At 70.7% G+C, this 23,885-nt stretch carries 25 protein-coding genes; 3 read left to right on the top strand and 22 right to left on the bottom strand.

Going from position 1 to position 23,885, the window contains the following annotated elements; genetic code table 11:
* Nucleotides 1–24: 24 nt before the first annotated feature.
* From B446_RS31820 to B446_RS41200, 4 genes are all read right to left on the bottom strand, one after another.
* Nucleotides 25–1,221 carry an SfnB family sulfur acquisition oxidoreductase gene (locus tag B446_RS31820; RefSeq protein ID WP_020943556.1) on the bottom strand — a complete coding sequence of 399 codons (1,197 nt, stop codon included), beginning with the start codon at nucleotides 1,219–1,221 and terminating at the stop codon, nucleotides 25–27.
* Nucleotides 1,218–1,775, bottom strand: coding sequence for an NADPH-dependent FMN reductase (gene ssuE / locus B446_RS31815; protein ID WP_020943555.1), 558 nt, complete (start codon nucleotides 1,773–1,775; stop codon nucleotides 1,218–1,220). The genes B446_RS31820 and ssuE overlap by 4 nt, the downstream gene beginning before the upstream one ends.
* Nucleotides 1,776–1,816: 41 nt before the next feature.
* Nucleotides 1,817–2,953 carry a dimethylsulfone monooxygenase SfnG gene (gene sfnG / locus B446_RS31810; RefSeq protein ID WP_020943554.1) on the bottom strand — a complete coding sequence of 379 codons (1,137 nt, stop codon included), beginning with the start codon at nucleotides 2,951–2,953 and terminating at the stop codon, nucleotides 1,817–1,819.
* Nucleotides 2,954–3,138: 185 nt separating this feature from the next.
* Nucleotides 3,139–3,219: a putative leader peptide gene (locus B446_RS41200; RefSeq protein ID WP_419184181.1), complete on the bottom strand. Its 81-nt coding sequence runs from the start codon at nucleotides 3,217–3,219 to the stop codon at nucleotides 3,139–3,141.
* Nucleotides 3,220–3,356: 137 nt separating this feature from the next.
* Between B446_RS41200 and B446_RS31805 the strand changes: the two genes are divergently transcribed.
* Nucleotides 3,357–4,271, top strand: coding sequence for a LysR family transcriptional regulator (locus B446_RS31805; protein ID WP_043476846.1), 915 nt, complete (start codon nucleotides 3,357–3,359; stop codon nucleotides 4,269–4,271).
* A 120-nt stretch (nucleotides 4,272–4,391) separates the two neighbouring features.
* Here B446_RS31805 and B446_RS31800 read toward each other — a convergent pair whose 3' ends face one another.
* From B446_RS31800 to B446_RS31730, 16 genes are all read right to left on the bottom strand, one after another.
* The gene (locus tag B446_RS31800) at nucleotides 4,392–5,717 is read right to left on the bottom strand and encodes an LLM class flavin-dependent oxidoreductase (RefSeq protein ID WP_020943552.1); all 1,326 of its coding nucleotides are present in this window, start codon (nucleotides 5,715–5,717) and stop codon (nucleotides 4,392–4,394) included.
* A complete protein-coding gene (locus tag B446_RS31795; RefSeq protein WP_020943551.1) occupies nucleotides 5,714–6,772 on the bottom strand; it encodes an aliphatic sulfonate ABC transporter substrate-binding protein in 1,059 nt (352 codons plus the stop codon). Before B446_RS31795 ends, B446_RS31800 begins: the two co-directional genes overlap by 4 nt.
* Nucleotides 6,773–6,815: 43 nt before the next feature.
* Complete coding sequence (locus B446_RS31790) at nucleotides 6,816–7,547, bottom strand: ABC transporter ATP-binding protein (protein WP_020943550.1); 732 nt, start codon at nucleotides 7,545–7,547, stop codon at nucleotides 6,816–6,818.
* Nucleotides 7,544–8,437 carry an ABC transporter permease gene (locus tag B446_RS31785; protein ID WP_020943549.1) on the bottom strand — a complete coding sequence of 298 codons (894 nt, stop codon included), beginning with the start codon at nucleotides 8,435–8,437 and terminating at the stop codon, nucleotides 7,544–7,546. Before B446_RS31785 ends, B446_RS31790 begins: the two co-directional genes overlap by 4 nt.
* Nucleotides 8,434–9,330: a TauD/TfdA dioxygenase family protein gene (locus B446_RS31780; protein ID WP_020943548.1), complete on the bottom strand. Its 897-nt coding sequence runs from the start codon at nucleotides 9,328–9,330 to the stop codon at nucleotides 8,434–8,436. The genes B446_RS31785 and B446_RS31780 overlap by 4 nt, the downstream gene beginning before the upstream one ends.
* Nucleotides 9,331–9,869: 539 nt before the next feature.
* On the bottom strand, nucleotides 9,870–11,681 hold the full coding sequence (locus B446_RS31775; RefSeq protein WP_020943547.1) for an FAD-dependent oxidoreductase: 1,812 nt from the start codon (nucleotides 11,679–11,681) through the stop codon (nucleotides 9,870–9,872).
* Nucleotides 11,681–11,944 (bottom strand): UBP-type zinc finger domain-containing protein, encoded by a 264-nt coding sequence (locus B446_RS31770; RefSeq protein ID WP_020943546.1) that lies wholly within the window; start codon nucleotides 11,942–11,944, stop codon nucleotides 11,681–11,683. Before B446_RS31770 ends, B446_RS31775 begins: the two co-directional genes overlap by 1 nt.
* Before the next feature lie 5 nt (nucleotides 11,945–11,949).
* Nucleotides 11,950–12,396 (bottom strand): thioredoxin, encoded by a 447-nt coding sequence (gene trxA, locus B446_RS31765; protein ID WP_043476843.1) that lies wholly within the window; start codon nucleotides 12,394–12,396, stop codon nucleotides 11,950–11,952.
* Nucleotides 12,393–15,032 (bottom strand): ATP-dependent chaperone ClpB, encoded by a 2,640-nt coding sequence (gene clpB / locus B446_RS31760; protein WP_020943544.1) that lies wholly within the window; start codon nucleotides 15,030–15,032, stop codon nucleotides 12,393–12,395. The genes trxA and clpB overlap by 4 nt, the downstream gene beginning before the upstream one ends.
* Entirely contained in the window at nucleotides 15,023–15,397 is a 375-nt protein-coding gene (locus B446_RS31755) for a chaperone modulator CbpM (protein ID WP_020943543.1), read from the bottom strand. The genes clpB and B446_RS31755 overlap by 10 nt, the downstream gene beginning before the upstream one ends.
* Complete coding sequence (locus tag B446_RS31750; RefSeq protein ID WP_020943542.1) at nucleotides 15,394–16,332, bottom strand: DnaJ C-terminal domain-containing protein; 939 nt, start codon at nucleotides 16,330–16,332, stop codon at nucleotides 15,394–15,396. Before B446_RS31750 ends, B446_RS31755 begins: the two co-directional genes overlap by 4 nt.
* 6 nt (nucleotides 16,333–16,338) lie before the next feature.
* Nucleotides 16,339–16,923, bottom strand: a complete 585-nt coding sequence (locus tag B446_RS31745) for a nucleotide exchange factor GrpE (RefSeq protein WP_020943541.1) — start codon at nucleotides 16,921–16,923, stop codon at nucleotides 16,339–16,341.
* Between the two features lie 10 nt (nucleotides 16,924–16,933).
* Nucleotides 16,934–18,838: a molecular chaperone DnaK gene (gene dnaK, locus B446_RS31740; protein ID WP_020943540.1), complete on the bottom strand. Its 1,905-nt coding sequence runs from the start codon at nucleotides 18,836–18,838 to the stop codon at nucleotides 16,934–16,936.
* 81 nt (nucleotides 18,839–18,919) lie between these two features.
* Nucleotides 18,920–19,075, bottom strand: coding sequence for a hypothetical protein (locus tag B446_RS39340; protein ID WP_158506791.1), 156 nt, complete (start codon nucleotides 19,073–19,075; stop codon nucleotides 18,920–18,922).
* 314 nt (nucleotides 19,076–19,389) lie between these two features.
* On the bottom strand, nucleotides 19,390–19,953 hold the full coding sequence (locus B446_RS31735) for a type 1 glutamine amidotransferase domain-containing protein (protein ID WP_043476840.1): 564 nt from the start codon (nucleotides 19,951–19,953) through the stop codon (nucleotides 19,390–19,392).
* A gap of 81 nt (nucleotides 19,954–20,034) precedes the next feature.
* A complete protein-coding gene (locus B446_RS31730) occupies nucleotides 20,035–20,484 on the bottom strand; it encodes a DUF1931 family protein (protein WP_020943538.1) in 450 nt (149 codons plus the stop codon).
* Nucleotides 20,485–20,825: 341 nt separating this feature from the next.
* Between B446_RS31730 and B446_RS31725 the strand changes: the two genes are divergently transcribed.
* Together B446_RS31725 and B446_RS31720 are read left to right on the top strand one after the other, a co-directional pair.
* Nucleotides 20,826–21,203 carry a DUF2267 domain-containing protein gene (locus B446_RS31725; RefSeq protein WP_020943537.1) on the top strand — a complete coding sequence of 126 codons (378 nt, stop codon included), beginning with the start codon at nucleotides 20,826–20,828 and terminating at the stop codon, nucleotides 21,201–21,203.
* A gap of 96 nt (nucleotides 21,204–21,299) precedes the next feature.
* Entirely contained in the window at nucleotides 21,300–22,355 is a 1,056-nt protein-coding gene (locus B446_RS31720) for an LLM class oxidoreductase (RefSeq protein ID WP_234967595.1), read from the top strand.
* A gap of 40 nt (nucleotides 22,356–22,395) precedes the next feature.
* On the opposite strand, the gene B446_RS31715 is transcribed toward B446_RS31720, so the two are convergent.
* Together B446_RS31715 and B446_RS31710 are read right to left on the bottom strand one after the other, a co-directional pair.
* Entirely contained in the window at nucleotides 22,396–23,004 is a 609-nt protein-coding gene (locus B446_RS31715) for an NADPH-dependent FMN reductase (protein ID WP_020943535.1), read from the bottom strand.
* Between the two features lie 12 nt (nucleotides 23,005–23,016).
* On the bottom strand, nucleotides 23,017–23,862 hold the full coding sequence (locus tag B446_RS31710) for an aldo/keto reductase (protein WP_020943534.1): 846 nt from the start codon (nucleotides 23,860–23,862) through the stop codon (nucleotides 23,017–23,019).
* Nucleotides 23,863–23,885: the final 23 nt, after the last annotated feature.

Below are 23,885 nucleotides of genomic sequence, written 5' to 3'. Positions count from 1 at the left end.
CCGATCAGTGGTCGTCGGCGTGCGTCAGAGGAGGCCGTGCCGGGGCGGCTTGGTGCCGTTGAGCACGTAACGGCCGATGTGCTGGACCTTCCAGCGGGCCGGGTCGTGCAGGGTGTGGGTGCGCGCGTCGCGCCAATGGCGGTGCAGGCCCAGGGAGTCGAGCGCCGAGCGGGTGCCGGAGACCTCGAAAAGGGCGCTGGCCACCTCCACGGCGGCCTCGGCCGCCGTCACTTTCGCGGCGGCCACCGCGATCGATGCCTCGGCGGCCGAGTCGTCGGTCACATCGGCGCGGGCGTCGTCGACCGCGCGCGCGGCCTCGCGAAGCAGCGCTGCGGCGGCCCTTTCCCTGATCGCCAGTTCGCCGAACCGCTGGATCAGCAGCGGATCCTCCGCGGCGGTCGCGTGCCCTTCGGCGGCACTCTCGAACCAGGGGCGGCTCTTCGTACGGACGAACTCCACCGCCTCGGCCAGGGCCCCGGAGGCGATCCCCGCGTCGATGGCCGTGTGCAGCAACTGAGCCCATGCGCCGTGTAGTTGGGGGCCCTGGAAGGTGAGGTGGTGGGGCACGACGCGGTCGGCGGGCACCGGCACCGACTCCAGGCGGACGGTTCCGCTGGCGGTGGTGCGCTGTCCCATGCCGTCCCAGTCGTCCACGACCGTGAGGCCGGGCGCGTCGCGCGGGACGTAGGCCACGTGCAGCGTGTCGTCCTCGGCGCGGGCGAGGACGGGGATCCAGTGGGCGAACAGCGCGCCGGTGGAGTAGTGCTTGAGGCCGTCGAGGACGTACGCCCCGTCCGGGCGCCGGGCGAGGCGGGTGCGGATGTCCTGGACGTGCTGGGTGCCGGCCTCGGACTGAGCGTTGCCGAACCGCTTGCCGACCAGTACCTCGCCGAAGAAGAACTCCTGCTGCTCGTCGGTCCCCTGCCGACGCAGCACGTTGAGATACACGAAGTGGCTCTGCGGGATCTGGGCCAGGCTGGCGTCGGCGGCGGCAAGCCGCCGGAAGACCTCGGCGAGGGTGTCCGCCCGGACGTCCGCGCCACCGAACCGGGCGGGCACGGTCACGCCGAGCAGCCCGGAGGCGGACAGCCGTTCCAACTCCGCGTGCGGGAGCCTGCGCCGCGCGTCCCGCTCGGCGGCGCCCTTGCGGAAGTCCGCGGCCAGCTCCGCGGCCACGGCAAGGGCCTCGGCGTCGTCCGCGATGACGTGCGCGACGCTCATCCGGCGGCCGCCAGCAGCGTCGTCCGCCCGCCGAGCGCGGCCGAGAACTGGTCCGTCACCTGTGCGAGAGCCTCGGCCGATCCCGGCGCGACGGTCAGTGTTCCGTCCTCGCCCACCGTGATGTCCTTGTCGAGCGTGAACCATCCCGGCGTGATGTGCGCAGGGCTCATGGAGGCCAGCACCGGGCGCAGCGCGTAGTCGATGGCCAGGACGTGGGCGGTGGAGCCGCCGGTGGCCAGCGGGAGGACCGTCTTGCCCACCAGCGCGTACTGCGGGAGCAGGTCCAGCAGCGACTTCAGCAGTCCGGAGTAGGCGGCCTTGTAGACAGGGGTACCGATCACCACCCCGTCCGCCTGCTCGAACAGGGCGGTGGCCCGGACGATCGCCGGGTGACCGAAGTCGGCCCCGAGCAGCGCCTCGGCGGGCAGGGTACGAGCATCCAGCGCAATCACCTCGTGCCCCTGCGCGACGAGCCGCTCGTCCAGGTGGCGCAGCAGCCGAGCGGTGCGGGAGGTGGCGGAGGGACTTCCGGAGACGGACAGGACAGTGGCCATGGGAGGACCTTTCGGTTGGTCGTTTCGTGTGCGGGCCGCGGTCAGGCGTGGGCGGCGGTGGGCTCGGACGCGGCTTCCTGTGCCTCCAGTTCGCGCACCAGGGGCAGCACCCGCTTGCCGAAGTACTCCACCTCCTCCAGGTAGTGCAGGAAGCCGAGGAGGAAGAGGTCGACGCCGAGCCTCTTGTAGGCGACGATCCGCTCGGCGATCTGCTCGGGGGTGCCGATCAGACCCGTGCGGAAGCCGTCGTTGTACTGGACGAGGTCCTCGAACGTGGAGTCCTGCCACATCCCCTTGCCGTCGCCGGTGGACGGACCGGCCTGCTGGACGGCGTCGCGGAAGCCGTGCACGGCCTGGGCGTCGGCCTTGGCGACGATCTCGCGGAGCGTCTCGCGGGCCTCGGCCTCGGTGTCGCGGGCGATGAGGAAGCCGTTGAGGCCGAACCTGGGTGCGGTACGGCCCGCTCGGGCGGCGGAGGAGCGGACGTCGGCGATCTGCTCGGTGACGCCTTTGAAGTCCTTGCCGTTGGAGAAGTACCAGTCGGAGACGCGGCCGGCCATGGCGCGCGCGGCGGTGGAGTTGCCGCCCTGGAAGATCTCCGGGTGCGGGCGCTCGGGGGTGTTGAGTGGCTTGGGCTTGAGCGAGAAGTCGCGCAACCGGTAGAAGTCACCGGCGAGCTCGGCGTGGTCCTCGGTCCAGATCTTCCGCAGGGCGCGGATGAACTCCTCGGAGCGCCGGTAGCGCTCGTCGTGTTCCAGCCAGGGCTCGCCCAGCGCGGTGAACTCGCCCTTGAACCAGCCGCTGACGACGTTGACGGCGAAGCGGCCGTTCGACAAGTGGTCGGCGGTGGCCCCGAGCTTGGCGAGTACCCCCGGGTGCCACAGGCCGGGATGCACGGCGGCGATGACCTTCAGCCGCTGCGTGGCGAGCAGCAGGGCGAGGCTGAAACTGGTCGACTCGTGCTGGTACTCGGCGCCGTAGCTGGCCATGTAGCGGACCTGGCTGAGCGCGTAGTCGAAGCCGTTGTTCTCGGCGAGGACGGCGAGTTCGCGGTTGTAGTCGTAGCCCCAGTCGGTGCGCTGCTCGATCTTGCTGGTGACCAGACCGCCACTGACGTTCGGCACCCAGTAGGCGAAGCGGACGGGATCGGGTCCGGGGTGTGCGGAGGATGCGGGCATGGGAACTCCTGGCAGGGAATGCTGCGCGGGCAGGGCGAATGCGCTCCGCGGAATGCAGGCACGCTGGAGCGGCATTGCACGGCATTGCACGAGAACGCCGTCGTCACGACGGAAACGAGCCGCAAACGAAATGCACGGCGGGAAGTCACAGAGGGAGCAGGTGGGAGGGTTTCCCTCGGGTGTGCTCAGACCAGGCAGCGACAGAAGGCGCTGGAAACACGCTCAAGGTCGACGTGGCGTCGCCGCGTGAGGTCCTGTCGCTTCATGCCATCGATCGAACCAGGAGGGAGTCCGGGCGGTCAAGAATGCCCGGATGTGATTCCACATGCTGAGAGTCGGTATTCACGAGGTTGTGACAGGGATTCCCTTGAACCGGTCCTCGGGAGGGCGCAGTCTCCTGTTCGTGCGTATGGAACAGCTCGAATACATCGCTGCCGTCACACGGCTCGGTTCGCTGCGGCGGGCCGCCGAGGAGCTGCATCTGTCCCAGCCCGCGCTCAGCGAGACCGTACGCAATCTGGAGCGCGAGCTCGGCGTGGACCTGCTGGAACGCAAGCGGTCCGGGGCGAAGATCAGCGACGAGGGTCGCGAGCTGCTGCCGCACATCATGAGCGTGCTGGAAGCGGTCGACCGGCTGCGCGGCGCGGCCGGCGACCAGCACCGCATCAGCCGCATGGTCCGCCTCGGCACGGTGAACACGGCTACCGTGCCGCTGGTCATCCCGACCGTGCGCGAGTTCCGGGCCTCGCACCCCGTCACCCAGGTGGAGTTGGTCGGCGCGCAGGAGGCCGACATCCACCGCGGGCTGTTGGAGGGCGCCTTCGACCTGGGACTGGTGAACTACCTCCGGGGCGACGACATGCCGCCCGGCTTCGAGACGACGGAGTTGCTCTGCGGCCGGCCGGTGGTCTGCGTGCGTCCGGACAGTCCGCTGGCGGCCCTGGATGCGGTGGACGCGGACAGCCTCCTGGCCGAACCGCTGGTCGTGATGCGGTCCGGCTATGTGATGCACCGTTTCGTGCACCGGCTGCTCCGCGGCCGGGCTCCGTCCTTCTCGTACTCCACCGACGGCGCGGAGATGGGCAAGCTGATGGTGGCCGAGGGGCTGGGGGCCACGGTGCTGCCGGACTTCAGCGTCGTCGGCGACCCTCTGGAGCGGCGCGGCGCGATCACTGTGCGGCCGCTCGCGGGGGATGCGACCGACGTGCTGCTGGTACTGCAGCGCCGCCACTCCGGCTCCGTTCCGCGGGCGGTCCGCGACCTCCACGAGCTCTTCGTGCGCAACGCCGGGCGTACGGCGCCTCTCCGCGACGTCTGACGGAGGGATGATCCCGTGCTCGTCACGGGCGGCCCGGTCCTCCCGGCGCCGTGCGGACTCCCGCCGCTTCGGCAAGGGGCAGCGGCGGGAGTCGCGAGCGGACCGTCCCCGGGAAGCGGTTCAGCGATGGAACTGGTTCGCCGGGGCCGGAAGGCCGTAGTGCTCGCGCAGGGTCGTGCCCTCGTACTCCTCGCGGAACAGGCCCTTGCCGCGCAGGATCGGCAGCACATGCTCCACGAAGGCCGCAAGGCCGGACGGCAGGGCGGGCGCCATGATGTTGAACCCGTCCGCGGCACCGCCCTCGAACCAGGCGATGATCGTGTCAGCGATCTGTTCGGGAGTGCCGACGAACTCGAAGTGGCCGCGCCCGCCGCCGAGCCGGGAGATGATCTGGCGCACCGTCAGCTGCTCGCGCACCGCGAGATCGATGATCAGGTCGGCACGGCTCTGCGAGCCTTCCAGCTTCGGCCTGGCGAGGATGGAGTCCGGCAGAGGGTCGTCGAGTGCGAAGGCCGACGGCTCGGTCTCGAACACGGCGGCCAGCTGGCGCAGTCCGTACTCCGGCACGCGCAGCTCGTCGAACTCCCGTGCAAGCGCCCGGGCCTCCTTCTCGGTCGACCCGATGTACGGGACGATGCCCGGCAGGACGATCACACCGTCCGGGTCGCGCCCCGCGGCCCTGGTGCGGGCCTTGATGTCGGCGTAGAAGGCGGCGGCGCGTTCGTACGTCGTGTGGGCGGTGAAGATCGCCTCGGCGTGGCGGGCCGCGAAGTCCTTGCCGTCCTCGGAGGAGCCGGCCTGGACGAGCAGCGGGTAACCCTGCGGTGGACGCGCCACGTTGAGCGGCCCGGCCACCTTGAAGTACCGGCCGTGGTGGCCGAGCCGGTGCAGCCGCGCGGGGTCGGCGTAGCGTCCCGTGGCCTTGTCCGCGAGGACGGCCTCGACCTCCCAGCTGTCCCACAGCGCCTTGGCGACCTTCAGGAACTCGTCGGCGCGGGCGTAGCGCTCGGCGTGGCCCGGGCGGGCGTCGAGGCCGAAGTTGGCGGCCTCGTCGGCTCCGGCCGAGGTAACGATGTTCCAGCCGGCGCGGCCCGCGCTGACGTGGTCGACGGACGCGAGCCGGCGGGCGAGGTTGTACGGCTCGTTGTAGGTCGAGGACACGGTCGCGATAAGGCCGATCCTGCTGGTCGCCTGGGACAGGGCGGTGAGCAGGGTCAGCGGTTCGAGCTGGCCCGGCGGCCGGAACTCGCCGGTTCCGATGAGGGCGGGGCCGTCCGCGAGGAACAGCGAGTCGAACTTGGCGCTCTCGGCGAGCCGGGCCAGTTCGATCCAGTGCCGGAGGTCGAAGTCGGCCCGCGGGTTGCTCTCAGGGAGCCGCCATGCTGCTTCGTGGTGACCGGCCTCCATGAGGAAGGCGTTGAGGTGGAGCCGCCGTCCTGCGCTCATGAGGTGACCTTCAGCTTGGAGCTGTCGTAGCCCGCCGGGAGGAGGTTGTCGGTGATCGACTTGACGTCGACCTTCCTGGTGATCTGGCCCGCCTCCAGGAAGGCGTCGGCGAGCTTCTGCTCCAGCTCGATGTCCGGCTGGTCCACCGGGGTCACCCGGTTCGAGTAAGCGGCCAGGGACGCCTTGGCGTCGTCCAGCGGGATGCCCTGCTCCTTCGAGAGCGCCTGCGCGTACTTGTCGGGATTCTTGACGGCCCAGGCGAACTCCCGCGAGAGCCTCTTCAGGACGTCCGTGAGAGCCGCGCGTCTGGTCCTGTCCTTCAGGGACGCGGCACTGGCGACGTAGTAGCTGCTCGTCTGGTCGATCGGCGGCAGGCCCTTCACCAGGATCCGCGCGCCGTTCTTGACCGCGATGGCCGACTGCGGGTTCCAGATCGCCCAGGCGTCCACCTTGCCGGTGTTGAACGCCGTCGCGCCTGCCGCCGGGTCGAGGAAGACCAGCTTGGCGTCCTTGGGGGTGAGACCGACGCTCTTCAGCGCGTTCAGGGCCAGACCGTGGGCCGAACTGCCCTGCGGGACAGCGATCTTCTTGTCCTTGAGGTCGGCTGCCGTCCTCAGCTTCGAGCCCTTCGGCACGATGATGTTCTCCACGGCCTGGTCGGGCGTGAGCGAGCGGTTGACGGCGACGACCTTGAAGCCGTACTCCTTCGCGGCACCCGTGATCGGCGGAACGTCACCGACGCTGCCGAGGTCGATGTCGCCCGAGGCGGCGGCCTGCACGAGCGGCGGGCCGTAGGTGAACCGGGCGAACTTCACCTTGTAGGGCGCTTTGTCGAACACGCCGGTCAGCTTCGCCAGCTCCTGGCTGCCGTCACCGCCGTTGTCGCCGATGGTGAAGGCGTACTTGCTCCACTCGGGGTGCTTGGCGTCGCTCGTGTCGGCGGCGTTGCTCAGCGGCGCGTCGGTGTGCGACGACGACGATCCGCAGCCGACCAGGGTGCCCGCCAGGGCGAGCGAGCCGACGGCGCCGATGAGTCTGGTGGTGCTCTTTCGCATGGGTTGTCGTGCTTTCTGTGCTGGGTGAGGGTGTTCGGGAAGGTCAGTGCTGGCCGGCGAGGCCGAGGTCTTCCAGGAGCCTGGCGCGGAGTTCCTCGCGTGCGATGCTCGCCTCACGGTCCGCGGCAGACAGGTGCACGTCGTGTGAGGTGCCGATGCGGCCGTCGCTCATGACGACGATGCGGTCCGCCAGGGCGATCGCCTCGTCGACGTCGTGGGTGACGAGCAGCATGGCGGCGTGGTGCCTGGTCCGCAGCGCGCGTACGAGGTCGTGCATGCGCAGCCGCGTGATGGCGTCGAGGGCCGCGAACGGCTCGTCGAGCAACACCAGTTCGGGTTCGGAGACCAGTGCTCGCGCGAGCGACACCCGCTGGGCCTCGCCCCCGGAGAGCTCCTTGGGCCATGCCTTCTCACGGCCGGAGAGTCCGACCTCGGCGAGCACGTCGCGGGCCCGTCGGTCGGCGTCGGGTCCGTGCAGGCCGAGCGTGACGTTGCGCAGGACCCGTTGCCACGGCAGCAGCCGGTCGGCCTGGAAGACGATCGCACGCCGCGCCGGGACCTCCACGCGCCCTCCGTCGGGCCGGTCCAGTCCGGCGAGCAGACGCAGAAGAGTGCTCTTGCCGCAGCCGGACGGGCCGAGCAGGATCACCAACTCCTCGTCGGCGATCGTGAGGTCGAGGTGGTCGAGCACCACCCGGTCACCGAACCGACGGACCACCTGCTCGACGGCGACCCCGGTCTGCCGGCGGGGCCCGGTCGCGACTGCGCTGCTCATGACGCCTCATAACTGGGTCGCCACCGCAGCAGCACCCGCTCGAGAGCCCGGACGAACTGGTCGGCGAGCAGACCGAGGAGCGAGTAGATCACCAGCCCCACGAAGACCTGGTTGGTCTGGAGGTAGGTCTGCCCCTGAGTGATGAGGAAGCCGAGTCCCTGGTCGGCGTTGACCGTTTCGGCGGCGACGAGGCCCAGCACGCTGTACGCCAGGGAGAACCTCAGACCGACCAGGAAGCCCGGCAGGGCTCCGGGTACCAGCACCCGCGTCACCAGGCGCCAGGTGCCCGCGCCCGTCGTGCGTGCCATCTCGATCAGTCGCTGGTCGACCCCCCGGATCGCGGCGAACAGGTTGAGGTACATCGGGACGCCGGCGCCGAAGGAGATCAGCAGCACCTTGGTGAGCTCGTCGATGCCGAACCACACGATCATCAGCGGCAGCACCGCGAGGAGAGGGATCGTGTTGAGCACCTGCACCAGGCCGTTGAACAGGTACTCACCGCTGCGCAGCAGCCCGCCGAGCACGCCGGTGATGACGCCCACCGTCAGCCCGATGGCGAGACCGGTGCCGGCCCGCTGCAGCGAGATGGCCAGGTCGGGCCCGAGAACGCCCTGCTGCCACAGATCGGCGGCGGACTTCACGATGGAGGTCGGTGCCGGAGCGTAGGTCTTCGCCAGCACTCCGGCCCGGGCGAGCACCTCCCAGGCGATGAGGATCACGACGGGAGTCGTGTGGATGCCCAGCGGCCAGCGCAGGCGTTCGCGGAGTGTGCTGATCGGCGTTCGACGGCGGGCGTCGCGCGGCAGGAACACCTCGCGTTCCCGCGTGCTCGTCGGCCGGGTGTCCGGGCTCTCGCCGACGGCGGGCGCCTTGAGGCTGAGCTCGGTCATGCCGCCACCTCCAGCACCCTGCTGTAGTGCGAGGCGTCGCCGACGAGTTGTTCGCTGCGGCGTCCGTCGACGCCGACCGGAACGTCTCCGGCGATCGTCACCCGGTTCAGGCGGCGGGGGTGGTCGTCGTAGTTGTCCACCCCGTAGTGCTGGGTGATGCGGTTGTCGAAGATCAGCAGTTGGCCGGGCGCCCAGGTCCAGCGCAAGATGTTCTCCGGGCGGGTCACGTACGACTGGAAGAGGCGCAGCAGTCCGGCCGACTCACTGCGCGACAGGCCGACGATGTGCTGGGCGAACCCGCCAATGAACAAACCGCGTTCGCCCGTCAGCGGATGTACCCGCACGACCGGGTGCTCCGCTTCGTACGGCGTCGAGGCGAATATCCGGTCGTACTCCTGTCGCTGTGCCGTCGTGGCCGAAGGACGCGCGTAGTCGTACCGGTTGGTGTGTACGACGCGCAGCGAGTCCGCGAGGGCCCGCAGCGGTTCGGGCAGGTCGCGATAGGCCGCGGCAGCGTTCGCGATGAGCGTCTCGCCGCCGTACGGCGTGGTCACGACCGACCGCAGCGTGGTGGCCTGCGGTGGATTGACCACGAAGGAGACGTCCGTGTGCCACTCGTTGGCCTTGGACGTCTCGCTGTCGACGGCGAGCACGTTCGTCGTACCGTCGGCGGCCGGCACGTTCGGGTGCGCGGTGGTGAGCTCGCCGAACCAGCCGGCCACCCGTTCCTGACCGGCATGGTCGAGGTTCACGTCGTCGAACACGATCGCCTTGTGCTGGTTGAGGGCGTCACGCAGCGCCGTGACCGTCAGGGGGTCGGGCGGCGCCGTGAGGTCGACACCCTCGACGACCGCGCCGATGCGGCCGGTGAGTTTGCGGATGGACGGAGGCATGAGGGGGTCCCTCCCGGGCAGATGGGGCACGCCAAGGGGTGCTGGAGAACAGGACGTCGGGTGAAGGGGGCCGGCACCGTGCGGGACTGCTCGACCACGTGCGGAACGCTGGGCCGGGCGGCGCAGAGGAGAGCACCTGGCCGCAGGACCGCTACGGCCGCGTTCTCAGCGACCGCGTCGGCGTGCGCGAACAGGCTGCCGGCTCGGCGAGAAGGAGAGGAGAGGAAGAGCCCTCAGAAGGTGGAGACGCCGATCCCCCGGGGAGGCATCGCAGTGCCGGCGGCTTCGCACCGCCGCTGCCAGGCACGCGCCATGGGCGCACACCGGCCGCCGCCGGGGAGCACTTCCCGGGTCAGCGACAACAGAACGCGCTGGAGACGTGCGCCAGATCGATGTGGCGCCGCCGGGTCAGGTCCACGCGCGGGTTCATGGTTCGGGAGTTCAGCAGATGTCCACCAGGCTGGTCAAGAAGTTCCCGGGCAGGTCTTGCATTGCGGACACGGAGAACGTCTCCGCCTCCTCTCATCGTCCGCCATTCGTCACGCGAGCCAGGCGGACTCCTTGTGACGTAGGCGTGGGGAGACGTCCGAGTGGCCCGTGACAGCCGGCGTGCCGGTGCCGGGTACGGCCGAGTGCCCGAGGTGCCGGTGCACGAAGTGGATGGCCATCGCGCCCTCACCGGCCGCGGAGGCCACCCGCTTCACCGAGCCGCTACGGACGTCCCCCACCGCGAAGACCCCGGGCAGGCTGGTCTCCAGGGTCATGCACGAGCGCCCGCGGCCGTGCCACACCTCGGGGGTGGCACAGGCTTCCTGGGCCTCCGGCCCGGTGAGGACGAAGCCGCGGGAGTCCAGGGCGAGGGTGCCGGCGAGCCACTCGGTGTGAGGGTCGGCGCCGGTGAAGACGAACAGGCTCCGTACCGCGAGCCGGCGGTGGCCGCCCGTGCGGTTGTCGACCACGTCGAGCTCCTCCAGCACTTCCTGGCCGATGACCTCGGTGACCTCGGTGTGCAGCATGACCTCCACCCGCGGATGGCGCTCGACCTGGTCGATCAGGTAGCGGGACATGTTGGCCTCGAGGCTGGCTCCTCGGACCAGCAGGTGCACCTTCGGCGCGTACCCGGCGAGGAACAGCACCGCCTGGCCCGCCGAGTTGCCTCCGCCGACGACGGCCACCGGGTCCGCGCCGCACTGCTGGGCCTCGTAGACGGTCGCCGAGTAGTGCACGCTCGTTCCCTCCAGGCGTTCGATGCCGGGCACCTGGAGCCGGCGGTAGCGGGCACCCATGGCCAGGACGACGGCGCGGGCGGCGATCTCACCGCCGTCGGCGAAGGCCACGACGTAGTGGTCGTCGTCCTTGGGATGGAGACCGGTCGCCTCCAGGGGAAGGCTGATCCCGGCGCCGAACTTCTCGGCCTGGAGCACAGCCCGTTCGGTGAGTTCGGCGCCGGAGATGCCGGACGGGAAGCCGAGCAGGTTCTCGATGCGGGACGACGTGCCGGCCTGGCCGCCGGCCGCCATGGCCTCCACCACCGTGGTGCTCAGGCCCTCGGAGGCGGCGTACACCGCGGCGGCGAGGCCGGCGGGTCCGGAGCCCACGATGAGGACGTCGCCGTGCCGGTTTCCGGCGGGCAGTGACGGCAGGCCGATGAGCCGGGCCAGTTCCGCGTTGCTGGGGTTGCGCAACAAGGTGGTGTCCCGCCAGATGACGAGCGGTGTCTCCTCCGGGCCGACCCCGAAGCGGCGCAGCAGCTCCTCGGCCTCCTCGTCGGTCTCCAGATCGATCCAGCGGTGCGGCAGCCGGTTGCGCACGGCGAACTCGCGCAGACGTCTGGTGTCGGGCGAGTAGCGCGAGCCGATGATGCGGAAGCCGGCGCCCTGTCCGACGAGCAGCGCGCGACGGCACAGACAGGCGCGCAGCACGACGTCCCCGAGGGTGGAGTCCTGGGACACCAGGTGGCGCAACTGGTCCAGGGAGATGACAAGGACCTCGCCCGGGTCCCTGGCGACAGCGGTGTAGAAGGCCACTTGGCCGTACAGCAGGCCGAGTTCGCCGATGAAGCGACCGGGGCCGTGCACGCGCAGCACGTGCTCCTGGGGAGTGCCGTGGTCCTCGACGACGGCGACGGTACCGCTGAGGACGACGAAGAACGTCTCGCAGCGCTCCCCCTCCCGGATCAGCACGTCGTTCGGAGCCGTGGTCCGGCGTTCCCCGTGCTCCGCCAGCCGTGCTATCTGGTCCTCCGTGAGGCGCGGGTACGCGCCGTGGATGTCCGGGGTCTCCCAGAAGGCGGCCTCGTCCGTTTTCTCCGGCACGGGTTCTTCGCCCGGCAGCGACCGGTCGCCGGACATCAGACGAACGCCTCGTGAACGAAGCACCAGCGCCAATCCTCGCCGGGCTGGAACGACTGCACGATCGGATGGGCGACGGCGGCCGCGTGCTTGCGCGCGTGCTTGTTCGGCGAGGAGTCGCAGCAGCCCACGTGCCCGCACGTCAGGCAGAGCCTGAGGTGGACCCACGGGGAGCCGAGCATCAGACACTCCTGACACCCTTCTGGAGTCAGCGGCTGGACCGGCCGGACGAGCGCGAGGTGGGGGTCTGCGTGCAGGGTCATCCCAATCACCCTTTCCGGGTGGTGATCGACTGTTCCACCCACCGGCGCAGAGCGGGGGCGGGCGCCGCCCCCGCCTGCCGGGCGACCGTCTCGCCCCGGTCGAGGATCAGCAGGGTCGGTACGGCCTGGACCTCGAAACGCCGCGACAGTCGCGGGTTCTTGTCGACGTCGACCTTGACGAGTTTGATGCGGCCCGCGAGATCGGTGGCGACCTTCTCCAGTGCGGGGCTGACCATGCGGCAGGGGCCGCACCAGGTGGCCCACAGGTCGACCACGACGGGGACGTCGGCCCGCTCGGCGACCTCGGTGAAGTCGTCGTCGCCCGCGTCCACCATCCACGGTAGGGGCTGCTTGCAGTGGCCGCACTTGGGGCGGCCCTCCGCGGCCACGGGCACCCGGTTGGTGCGCCCGCAGTGGGGACAACGGACGGTCGTCGCCTGCATCGTACTCATGCCGCTCGCGCTCCCCTCACGTCCTCGGGCTGGTCGTAGGTGACCACCAGCTCTCCGTGTTCGGCGTCGACGCGGACCGTCGCGCCGTCCTGGACGTCACCGCGCAGCAGGGCGCGCCCGACCATCGTCTCGACCTCGTGGGAGATGTAGCGGCGCAGCGGCCGGGCACCGTAGACCGGGTCGTAGCCCTGGTGGGCGATCAACTCCCGTGCGGCTTCGGTGAGCTCGACGGTGATGCGGCGTTCGGCGAGCCGGCGGCGCAGCTCGTCGAACTGCAGCTCCACGATCCGCTCGATCTGCCGCTCGCCGAGCGGCTTGAACAGCACGATGTCGTCGACGCGGTTGAGGAACTCCGGGCGGAAGTGCCCGCGCAGCTCGCCCATCACCAGGGCGCGGGCGTCCGGCTTGATCTCGCCCTCGGCGGTGGCGCCGTCGAGGAGGTGCTCGGAGCCGATGTTCGACGTCATGATGATCACGGTGTTGCGGAAGTCGACGGTGCGGCCCTGGGAGTCGGTGATGCGGCCGTCGTCGAGGACCTGCAGCAGGGTGTTGAAGACATCGGTGTGCGCCTTCTCGATCTCGTCGAACAGCACGACCGAGTACGGCTTGCGGCGCACGGCCTCGGTGAGCTGGCCGCCTTCCTCGTAGCCGATGTATCCGGGTGGTGCGCCCATGAGCCGGCTGACGGTGTGCCGCTCCTGGTATTCACTCATGTCGAGGCGGATCATGTTCTCCTCGGAGTCGAACAGGGCCGCCGCGAGGGTTTTGGCCAGCTCGGTCTTCCCGACGCCGGTGGGGCCGAGGAAGATGAACGAGCCGATGGGGCGGCGCGGGTCGCGGATGCCGGAGCGGGCGCGGATGATGGCGTCGGCGACGAGTTTGACGGCCTCGTCCTGGCCGATGACGCGCTCGCGCAGGATCTCGTCGAGGCGCAGCAGCTTCTCGCGTTCGCCCTCCTGGAGGCGGGCGACGGGGATGCCGGTCCAGGCGGCGACGATCTCGGCGATCTCCTCCTCGGTGACGACCTCGCGCAGCAGCCGGTTCTGCCCTTGTTTGGCGGCCAGTTGCTCCTCCTCGGCCTTCAGCCGGCGCTCCAGTTCCTGGAGGCGGCCGTAGCGGAGTTCGGCGGCGCGGTTGAGGTCGTAGGCGCGTTCGGCCTCCTCCGCCTCGAGGCGGACCTGCTCCAGTTCCTGGCGCAGCTCCTGCACGCGGCGGATGGCCTGCCGTTCGGCCTCCCACTGGGCGCGTTTGGCGTCGGCCTCGCCGCGCAGGTCGGCCAGTTCCTTGCGCAGTTCCTCCAGGCGGGTCCTACTGGCGGCGTCGGTCTCCTTGGACAGGGCCGCCTCCTCGATCTCCAGGCGGGTGACGCGACGGGTGATCTCGTCGAGTTCGGCGGGCATCGAGTCGATCTCGGTACGCAGCCGGGCGCACGCCTCGTCGACGAGGTCGATGGCCTTGTCGGGCAGGAACCGGTCGGTGATGTAGCGGTGGCTGAGGGTGGCCGCGGAGACCAGCGCGGTGTCCTGGATCTTCACGCCGTGGAAGACCTCGAGGCGTTCGCGCAGTCCGCGCAGGATGGAGATGGTGTCCTCCACGCTCGGCTCGTCGACCAGCACCTGCTGGAAGCGGCGTTCGAGGGCGGCGTCCTTCTCGATGTGCTTGCGGAACTCGTCGAGGGTGGTGGCGCCGATCATGTGGAGTTCGCCGCGGGCGAGCATCGGCTTGAGCATGTTGCCCGCGTCCATGGCCCCTTCGGCGGCGCCCGCGCCGACGACGGTGTGCAGTTCGTCGACGAAGAGCAGGATGCGCCCCTGGGCGGCCTTCACCTCGGACAGCACGGCCTTGAGGCGTTCCTCGAACTCGCCGCGGTACTTGGCGCCGGCGACCAGGGAGCCCATGTCGAGGGCGAACACCGTCTTGTCCCGCAGGCCCTCGGGGACGTCGCCGCGCACGATGCGCTGGGCCAGGCCCTCGACGATGGCGGTCTTGCCGACGCCGGGATCGCCGATGAGGACGGGGTTGTTCTTGGTCTTGCGGCTGAGGATCTGGGTGACGCGGCGGATCTCCGCATCACGGCCGATGACCGGGTCCAGCCGCCCGGACCGGGCCTCGAGGACCAGGTCGCGGCCGTACTTCTCCAGAGCCTCGTAGGCCACTTCGGGGTTGGCGGAGGTGACCCGCTGGTTGCCGCGGACCTGGGTGAGCGCACTCAGGAACGAGTCGCGGGTCACGCCGTGCTCCTTGAGCAGGCGTCCGGCGGCGGTCGCCGAGCCCTCCTCGGCCAGGGCGAGCAGGAGGTGCTCCACGGACACGTACTCGTCCTTGAGGCGTTTGGCCTCCCGCTCGGCGGCGTCGAGCAGGCGGGACAGGCGCTGGGTGACGAAGACCTGGCCGGGTGCCGCGCCCGGACCGGTGACCTTCGGGCGGCGGGAGAGTTCCTCGCGCACGGCCGCGCGCAGCTCCTTCGGCTCGCTGCCGGCCTGTTGCAGCAACCGCGGGATCAGACCGTCCTCCTGGTCGAGAAGCGCGAGCAGCAGGTGCTCCCCGTCGACCTCGGTGTGCCCCATGCCGACGGCCGCGCTCTGGGCCTCCTGGAGGGCTTCCTGGGACTTCTGGGTGAGACGGTTCATGTCCATGGGGGTGTTTCACTCCTCGTGCCGCGGCCGCGCAGGGCGGCTTCGAGCAGGCTGATGCGGTCGAGCAGGTCGAGCACCAGGCCGATGGATGCGTAGTTGAGGCACAGTCCGGTGCGCAGCCGCTGGATACGGGCGAGAACCGCCGGGGCCGTGGGGTCGAACACCAGCCGCCCCGCGGAATCGCGTTCCGCGTCGACCAGGCCGAGGGCGACGAACCGGCGGATGAGGTCGGGATGGACCCCGGAGCGGCGGGCCACGGTCTGCAGAGAGAGCCTGGGCACCGGCACGATCGCGTACCGGACGCGGGCCGGCGCGGGAGCCGTCAGCCGGGACGCTTGGCGCGCCTCGGCGTGTGGGTCACTCATCGTGTCCTCCTGGGGTCGAACGAGGAGACGGCGGCGAGCTCCTCGAAAAGGGCCCGCTCCCGGTCGCTGAGCCTGGACGGCACCATGATCCGGAGCTCGGCGTAGAGGTCGCCGTTCGTGCCTCGCGGGTTCGGCATGCCCTCACCGCGCAGCCGCAGCCGCCGGCCGCTGGACGAGCCCGCGGGCACGCCCACCTTCGCCGTCGCCCCGCTCGGCGTGGGCACCGGAACCGTCCCGCCCAGCGCGGCCTCCCAGGGGGTGACCGGAAGCTGCACGTACACGTTCCGGCCGTCGAGGCGGAACTGGGGGTGCGGCTGGATCCGCACCCGCAGGTACAGGTCTCCCGCGGGGGCGTCACCGTTGCCCCGGCCGCCCTCGCCCGCCAGGCGGATACGCTGCCCGTCGGTGACACCCGGTGGCACATCGACCTCGTACCGCCGCGGCTGCCCCGTGGAATCGGCGAGCGTGATGGTGCGGCGGCCTCCGCGGTAGGCCTCCTCGACGGTGAGCGGCAGTTCGGCCTCCTGGTCAGCTCCGGGGACCCGCATCCGTCCGGCGCCCCCGAAGAACGAGCCGAACAGGTCGTCGATGTCGACACCCTCCGCGCCGAAGCCACTGGTGGCGTACCGGCCCCGGGGGCCGCCCCCGGTGGACCAGCGGAAGCCGCCGCCGGGTCCCGCGCCGGCACCTACCCGCTCCTCCCAGTCCTCGGGGACCTGCCGGAAGTCCTCGCCGAAGCGGTCGTAACGGCCCCGCTGGTTCGGGTCGGACAGGACGCTGAAGGCCTCGTTGATCTCCTTGAACCGCTCCTCCGCCGCGGGGTCCTTGTTGACGTCGGGGTGGTATTTGCGGGCCAGCTTGCGGTACGCCCGCTGGATCTCGTCCTTGTCGGCGTCCCGCGGGACCCCGAGAACCTCGTAGAAGTCGCGTGCCATGGCCGCTCACTCCCGCTTGGCCACGGTCACGGCGGCCGGCCTCAGCTGCCGCTCGGCCTCGCCGTAGCCGGGGCGCAGCACCTGCGCCACGGTGTTCGGTTCGGCGTCGGGGTCCTGGACCACGCCGACGACCTCGTGCCGGGAGGGGTCGAACGGGACGCCGGTCTCGGCGTGACGCTCGTAACCGAGGCGTTCAAGGAGGGACACGGCCTGGTCGCGTACGGCGCGCACCCCCTCGACGATCGCCCCGGGGTCGGAGCCCGCGTGGTGCAGGGCCAGTTCGAGGTTGTCGATGACGGGAAGGAAGGCCGCCGCCGTGCGGGCGCGTTCGACCGCGCGCTCCCGGTCCAGTTCCCTGGCATGTCGCTTGCGCAGGTTGTCCAGATCGGCGAGAGCACGCCGCCAGCGGTCCTCGAGCTCTTTCAGCGCGGCCGTGTACTCGTCCTCGCCCCCGGCCGGACCGGTGGCCGCGTCGGGCCCCGGTTCGGCCTCCGCGGTCGGCGGCGCGGGCTCGGGCAGGTTGCCCTGCGGCGGTTGTCCGGCGCCTTCGGGCGGTAGGTCGGACGATCGGTCCTGGGGAGGGATCGGCATGGCGGATACCTCAGCCCTTGTCGAACTCGGCATCGATCACGTCGTCGTCGGCGCCGGCACCGCCCTGCCCGGAAGTGTCCGGCCCGGTGGCGTCCGACGGACCACTCGCCGCCGCGCCCTCGGCCTGGTGGGCGGCGAGCCCGGCGTGGATCTGCTGGAGTTCGGAGACCAGCGGCCTGACCTTGTCCACTCCGGCCTCGTTCTTGACCGCGTCGCGGGCCTCGGCCACGAGCATCTCGGCTCGCGCCTTCTCGTGCGCGGGCGCGGCGTCGCCGAGTTCGCTCAGCCGCTTCTCGACCTGGTAGGCGATCGCGTCGAGTTCGTTGCGGGCGTCGACGGCCTCGCGGAGTGCCTGGTCCTGGCCCCGGTTGCTCTCGGCCTCCTGGACCATGCGATCGACCTCGCCCCGGTCCAGGTTGGAGCTCTCACTGATGGTGATGCCCTGTTCCTTGCCGGTGTCCTTGTCGCGCGCGCTGACGTTGAGGATGCCGTTGGCGTCGACGTCGAAAGTGACATCGACCTGGGGTTCGCCCCGCGGCGCCTGCCGGATGTCGGTGAGCTGGAACCGGCCGAGGGCCCGGTTGTCGGCGGCCCGCTCGCGCTCGCCCTGGAGGACGACCACATCGACGGCCGGCTGGTTGTCCTCGGCGGTGGAGAAGGTCTCGCTGCGGCGCACCGGGATGGTGGTGTTCCGCTCGATGATCTTCGTCATCACTCCGCCGCGCGTCTCCACTCCCAGCGACAGGGGGGTGACGTCGAGCAGCAGGACGTCCTTGACCTCACCCTTGAGCACCCCGGCCTGGATCGCGGCGCCCAGGGCCACGACCTCGTCGGGGTTCACGCTCATGTTGGGTTCCTTGCCGCCGGTCAGCCGGCGCACCAGCGCCTGGACGGCGGGGATGCGGGTGGAACCGCCGACGAGGATGACCTCGTCGATGTCGTTCTCGCCGACCTTGGCGTCGGCCATTGCCTGCTGGACCGGACCGAGGCAGCGCTCCACCAGGTCGGCGGTGATCTGCTCGAACGTGGAGCGCATGATCGAGTCGGTGAGGTGCTTGGGCCCGGAGGCGTCGGCGGTGACGAACGGCAGGCTGACCTGGGTCTGGGTGACGGAGCTGAGCTCGGTCTTGGCCTTCTCCGCCGCCTCGAACAGGCGTTGCAGGGCCTGCGGGTCCTTGCGCAGGTCGATGCCGTTCTCCTTCTGGAAGTCGTCCGCGAGGTAGTCGACCAGACGCCGGTCGAAGTCGTCGCCGCCCAGATGGCTGTCACCCGCCGTGGAACGCACCTCGACCACGCCGTCGCCGACGTCGAGGATGCTCACGTCGAAGGTGCCGCCGCCCAGGTCGAAGACGAGAACGGTCTCGTGCTGCTTCTTGTCCATGCCGTACGCGAGGGCGGCCGCCGTCGGCTCGTTGACGATCCGCAGCACCTCCAGTCCGGCGATCCGTCCGGCGTCACGGGTCGCGGTGCGCTGGGCGTCGTTGAAGTACGCGGGCACCGTGATGACCGCCTCCGTGACCCGCTCCCCCAGCTGCTTGGAGGCGTCGTCGGCGAGTTTGCGCAGCACCAGGGCGCTGATCTCCTCAGGCGCGTAGAGCTTGTCACGCACCTTGAAGCGGGCCTCGCCGTTGTCTCCCGGGACGACGTCGTAGGCGACGGCCTTGGCCTCGTCGGAGACCTCGTCGAAGTGCCGGCCGATGAACCGCTTGGCCGAGTAGATGGTGCCCTTGGGGTTGAGGATCGCCTGGCGCCGGGCCAGCTGGCCCACCAGGCGCTCGCCCGTGTCGGTGAAGGCCACCACGGACGGTGTCGTGCGGTTGCCCTCGCTGTTGGGCACGACGGACGGCTCGCCGCCCTCCCACACCGCGATCACCGAGTTGGTGGTGCCCAGGTCGATGCCCACTGCCTTGGCCATGAGGAACTCCTTCCGCGGCGGTCGACGTCCGTCGGCGACCGCTCATCCTCCGGGCCCTGTCCGCCCGGCTTCGAAACTCGTTCAGCTGAGGGCGGGGCCGCTGCGCGGGCGGCCGCCCCGGGGCCCGTACGGGGCGAGGGGCAGACCGGAGGCGAGTACGCCGGGCAGCGCTCCCGTGGCTGCGCCGTGAAGGGCGGCCGTCGCGTACGGCAACGTTCCGCGGACCTGCCCGGTCATCGCCACTCCTTCCGCCGACGGACCGCCGTGCGGTCCCGACAGGCCCCAGAGTGGCTCCTCGCCCGGCCGCCCCGCCTGCGCCCACCGGGTCGAAAAGCGACAGCGACGGTCGGTCTGCGAGGACAGGAGGCGGCGTTCGCGGCTCGCGGCGGGCTACCTCAGGGTTCTGCGCGACGTTCGACTCGGCCGCGCCACGCCACGGACCGGCGGGCCGTACGGAGGCGACCGCCACGGATGACCGGCCCGTGGGGTGAAGAGCGAGCGCACGGCCACCGTGCACCGCCCGCTCTCTCCGCGACGGCCTGGCCGTCGGTTCAGCCGGGCATGGGATGGTGCGCCCGGGCGAACTGCTCCACGATGGCGGCGCAGAAGGCAGGCAGGTCGGCCGGGCTGCGGCTGGTGACCAGCTGCCCGTCGACGACCACCTCCTGATCGACGACCTCCGCGCCGGCGTTGCGCAGGTCGGTGCGGATGCTGGGCCAGGACGTCAGGCGGCGGCCGCGCACGGCGTCGGCTTCCACCAGGGTCCACGGGCCGTGGCAGATCGACGCGACCGGTTTCCCGCTGGCCATGAAGTCCCGGACGAACCGCACCGCGTCGCGGTCCATGCGCAGTTGGTCGGGGTTCATGGTGCCGCCGGGCAGGAGCAGGGCGTGGTAATCGTCGACAGAGGCGTCGGCGACCAAGCGGTCCACGGGGAAGGTTCCTGCCGCGTTGAGGTCGAACTGGCGGGCCTGGATCTCGCCGGGATGGAGCGAGACGATCTCGGTCTTCGCCCCTGCGCCCTGCAGCGCACCGCGCGGCTGGTCGAGTTCCACGCGCTCGACGCCGTCGGTGGCCAGAATCGCCACCCGCATCCCTTGCAATTCCTGTGTCATGGTACGGCTCCCTTCACGAGTCGTCGGTTGTGCGACGCGAGCGGCAGGGACACCCCGCGGGGCCCGTCCGGATCCCGTTTCCTACAGCAGCCGGTCGAACACCGCGGTCACGCCGTCCCAGTGACTGGTCTGCGGGTTCTTGACATCCGGATACACGATTTTGAACGTCTCGGAGAGGGCGACGCTGAGACCGCCGATGATCTCGGGGTAGCGCTCTTCGGTCTCCTGGGTGGGTGTCCTGTCGAGGGGAGGGTGCGCGGCGAGCCGTTCCAGGATCGGCTTCAGCTCGACCTCCTCGTCGAGCCGCCGGAACCGGTGGATGCTCTCCTGGAGGCCCTTGGTGATCGGTAGGTCCCACGGTTCGACGGTGTCCCGGCCGTTGGCCTTGGCCGACGCCTGGCCGACGACCAGGAGGTCGTAGAGCTTGGCGTCGACGAAGTCGCCGTACCGCTTCAGGTCGTTCTTGTCCACGTCGAGGCCTGCGGCGGCGCGGAAGAACCTCTCGAACTTCGACACACCCATCACGGTCATGCCTCTCGCCTCCTCAGCGGGAACCGGACGGCGTCGTTCTCTCCCGCCGGCGCCGCCATCGGCTGTTACCGGTCGAGATTCGCAGAGCCCGCCTGTTCAGCGCCTCCGCACCCCAGGCCGAAAAAGAACACCCGCTCCCACCCTGGCAGAGCAGCATGAGCACCTGAACCGACCGCACATCCGGCGGACCGGCGCCGGTGTCCCCTTCGCCGTGGCGGAGGCCGCCTGCACTTGTTCTCGGAGGTCTATGGAGCCTGCCGCTTTTCCGCCCGCCGGGAGCAGGCAGGGTGGGGCCCACGTCCGGAGCATGGAAGTGGCCTCTGCCAGAAAGGGAACGGCTCATGGACTACAAGACCTTCCTCGACACCGTCACCCGGCGCGCCCCCGTCCCCCCGGAGAAGGCGGAGCCCCTCACCCGTGCCACCCTGGAAACACTGGCCGAGCGGCTCACCAGGGGTGAGGCGGAGGACCTCGCGTCCGAACTGCCCAAGCCGCTGAAGGAACCGCTGGTCTCTCCCACTCCGGAGGCCGAGCCCTTCGGACTCGACGAGTTCGTCAGTCGGGTGAGCAGGCGAGCAGGGGTGAGCCCGGACGAGGCCCGCGAGGGCGTACGGGCGGAGCTGAGCACCCTGAGGGACGCGGTCAGTGAGGGCGAGTTCCGCCACGTGCTGTCCCAGTTGCCCCGGGACTTCGAAGCCCTCGTCGGCGCCCCGGGCTAGAAGGAGCCAGGTCGGGATGCGCGAGGACCTCCGGTTGCGCGACCTCAGCAGGCGTCCGATGCGCCCGGACTCGGCATGAAATCGCCGGAGGACCGCATGACACAACCGACAGTTCCCTCAGCCGGCGCACCCGTGGACGTCGAAGGCGGGGCGCAGCGCCCGTTCTCCGAGCACGCGGCCATGGCCAGGGCGTATCCCGGCGGCAGGATGACCGTGGGCGCCATCACCCCCCTGGAGGGCTTCGACGGGCCCGTGCCGTCCCTGGCCGGGCACATCGAGCGGATCCAGCAGGCCGAGCGGGCCGGCTTCGCCTCGGTGTGGGTCCGTGACGTCCCGCTGCTGGACCCGAGCTTCGGGGACACCGGGCAGGTCTTCGACCCGTGGGTGTACCTGGGGCGGCTCACCGCCAGCACCACCTCGATCACCCTGGGGACCGCCAGCATCGTCATGCCGCTGCGGCACCCCTTGCACACCGCCAAGGCGGCCGCCTCGGTGGACCAGCTGTCGGGCGGACGCCTCCTGCTCGGAGTGGCCACCGGTGACCGGCCCGTGGAGTTCCCGGCCTTCGGTCAGGACCTGGGCAGCCGCGCCGAGAGGTTCCGGCAGGCGCTGGAGTACTTCCGTGGCGTCCTCGAGCACCGTTTTCCGCACGTGGAGTCGCCGCTCGGCCGGATGCGCGGCACCGATGTGCTGCCCAAGCCGGTGTACCAGCGGATCCCCGTTCTGATGACGGGACACGGCAGGCAGGACGTCCGGTGGATCGCCGGCAACACGGACGGCTGGCTGTACTACACCCCGCCGCTCCAGCAGCAGGCCGAGAACATCGAGCGGTGGCGGGAGCTGACCCGGGACGACGGCGGTGGCTTCAAGCCGTACGCGCAGGCCACCTATCTGGATCTGACGGAGGACCCGCTGGCCCTGCCCCGGCGCATCCACCAGGGCTTCTCGGTCGGCCGGGTCTCGTTCCTGGCGATGATGCGGGCCTGGCAGGACATCGGCGTCGATCAGCTGATGATCAACTTCAAGCACAGCCGCCGTCCGGTCGCCGAAGTGATCGACGAACTGGCCGAGCACGTGCTGCCGCACTTCCCGCCCGGGCGCTCCGGGGCGCGCGACGAGCACCGGCGGCCCGTGGGGCGGACCGGGCCCTGAGGCGGCACGCCCCGGCGCACCCCGCGTGACAGGGCCGGGCTCAGTCCCGGACGGCCCCGGACGGCCGCTCCTGCGCGTAGTCGCACGTCCCTTCCGCCCGGAACTGCAGAGCCGCCCTGGTCACCTCCGCGCCGAGGCCACGCAACTGGCCGGCGACCGCCTGGTCGGTGAGGCGTCCGTCGCCGTCGAAGACCCGGGAGGACCGCGGGACGGCGAGCACCAGCGGCACGGCCCAGCCGCGCAACGACCGGACGATGAACTCCATCGCGTTGATCGCCTGCAGGCCCTGCACTCCACCGGCGGTCGTCAGCATCCCCACGGGTTTGTTGCTGAGGTAGGGCGGGTCGTGGTCGGCCAGGAGGGCGAGCCAGTCCACCGCGTTCTTGAACGCGCCGCTGACCGAACCGTGGTACGTCGGGCTGCTCCACAGCAGGGCGTCGGCGGCCTGAACGGCGTCCGCGAGCCGGCGGGCGGACGCGGGGACCCCGTGCTCGGACGTGTAGAACGGGAGGTCCAGCCGCTTGAGATCGATCACCCGGGTGTCGGCGCCCGCGTCGGCCGCCCCCTCGACCGCCACACACAGTGCGGTGAGGCTGGTCGACGGAGTGCGCAGCGAACCTCCCATTGCGACGACGAGCGGGCGCGCCATCCTGTCAACTCCTCAGAGCATCTCCAGGGGCGTGGGCCCGCTGGGCGGCGGGAACGCCGCGTCGAGGGCGTCGAGCGCCTCGGCGGGAAGGCGGAGGTCCGACGCGCCGTGGTTCTCGCGCACGTGGCCGGGTGATCCGGAGCGCGGGATCGCGGCCACCCCCTGTTCCAGCACCCAGGCGAGTGCCACCTGGGCCGGCGTCGCTCCGAGCGCCCGGGCCACGGCACCCAAGGCCCCGGCCTTCAGCAGCCGCCCCTGCTCGATCGGCGAGTAGGACATGACCGTCACCCCGGCCTCACGGCACCAGGGGAGAAGATCCCACTCGATGCCGCGCCGGGAGAGGTTGTACAACACCTGGTCGACGGCCACGGCGTCGCCGCCGGGGAGAGCCGTCAGCCCGGCCATGTCGGCGACGTCGAGATTGCTCACCCCCCAGTGACGGATCTTCCCCGCGTCCATCAGGTCGAAGAATCCCGCAAGGGTCTCCTCCAGCGGCCACCGTCCCCGCCAGTGCAGCAGGTAGAGGTCCAGCCGTTCGGTACGGAGCCGCCGCAGGCTGTTCTCGCAGGAGGCGACGGTGCCCTTCCGGTCGGCGTGGCGGGGCAGCACCTTGCTGACGAGGAAGACCTCCTCCCGGCGTCCCCCGAGAGCCTCCCCCACGAGCTCCTCGGCTGCGCCGTCGCCGTACATCTCCGCCGTGTCGACGACGGTCATGCCGAGGTCCACGCCCAGCCGCAGCGCGGCGATCTCCTGTTCACGCCGGGCCGGGTCCTCGCCCAGGTACCAGGTGCCCTGCCCGAGCGCCGCGATCTCCTCACCGGCGGGGAGCGCGATCGTTCTGCCGGATTCCGCACACATCCCGGGCCTCCCGTCCGCCGCGA

Source organism: Streptomyces collinus Tu 365 (genome assembly GCF_000444875.1).
In the GTDB taxonomy this organism is placed as follows: Bacteria; Actinomycetota; Actinomycetes; order Streptomycetales; family Streptomycetaceae; genus Streptomyces; species Streptomyces collinus_A.
Note: the sequence above shows the minus strand (reverse complement) of the source record. Positions and strands in the feature narration are given on the sequence as shown.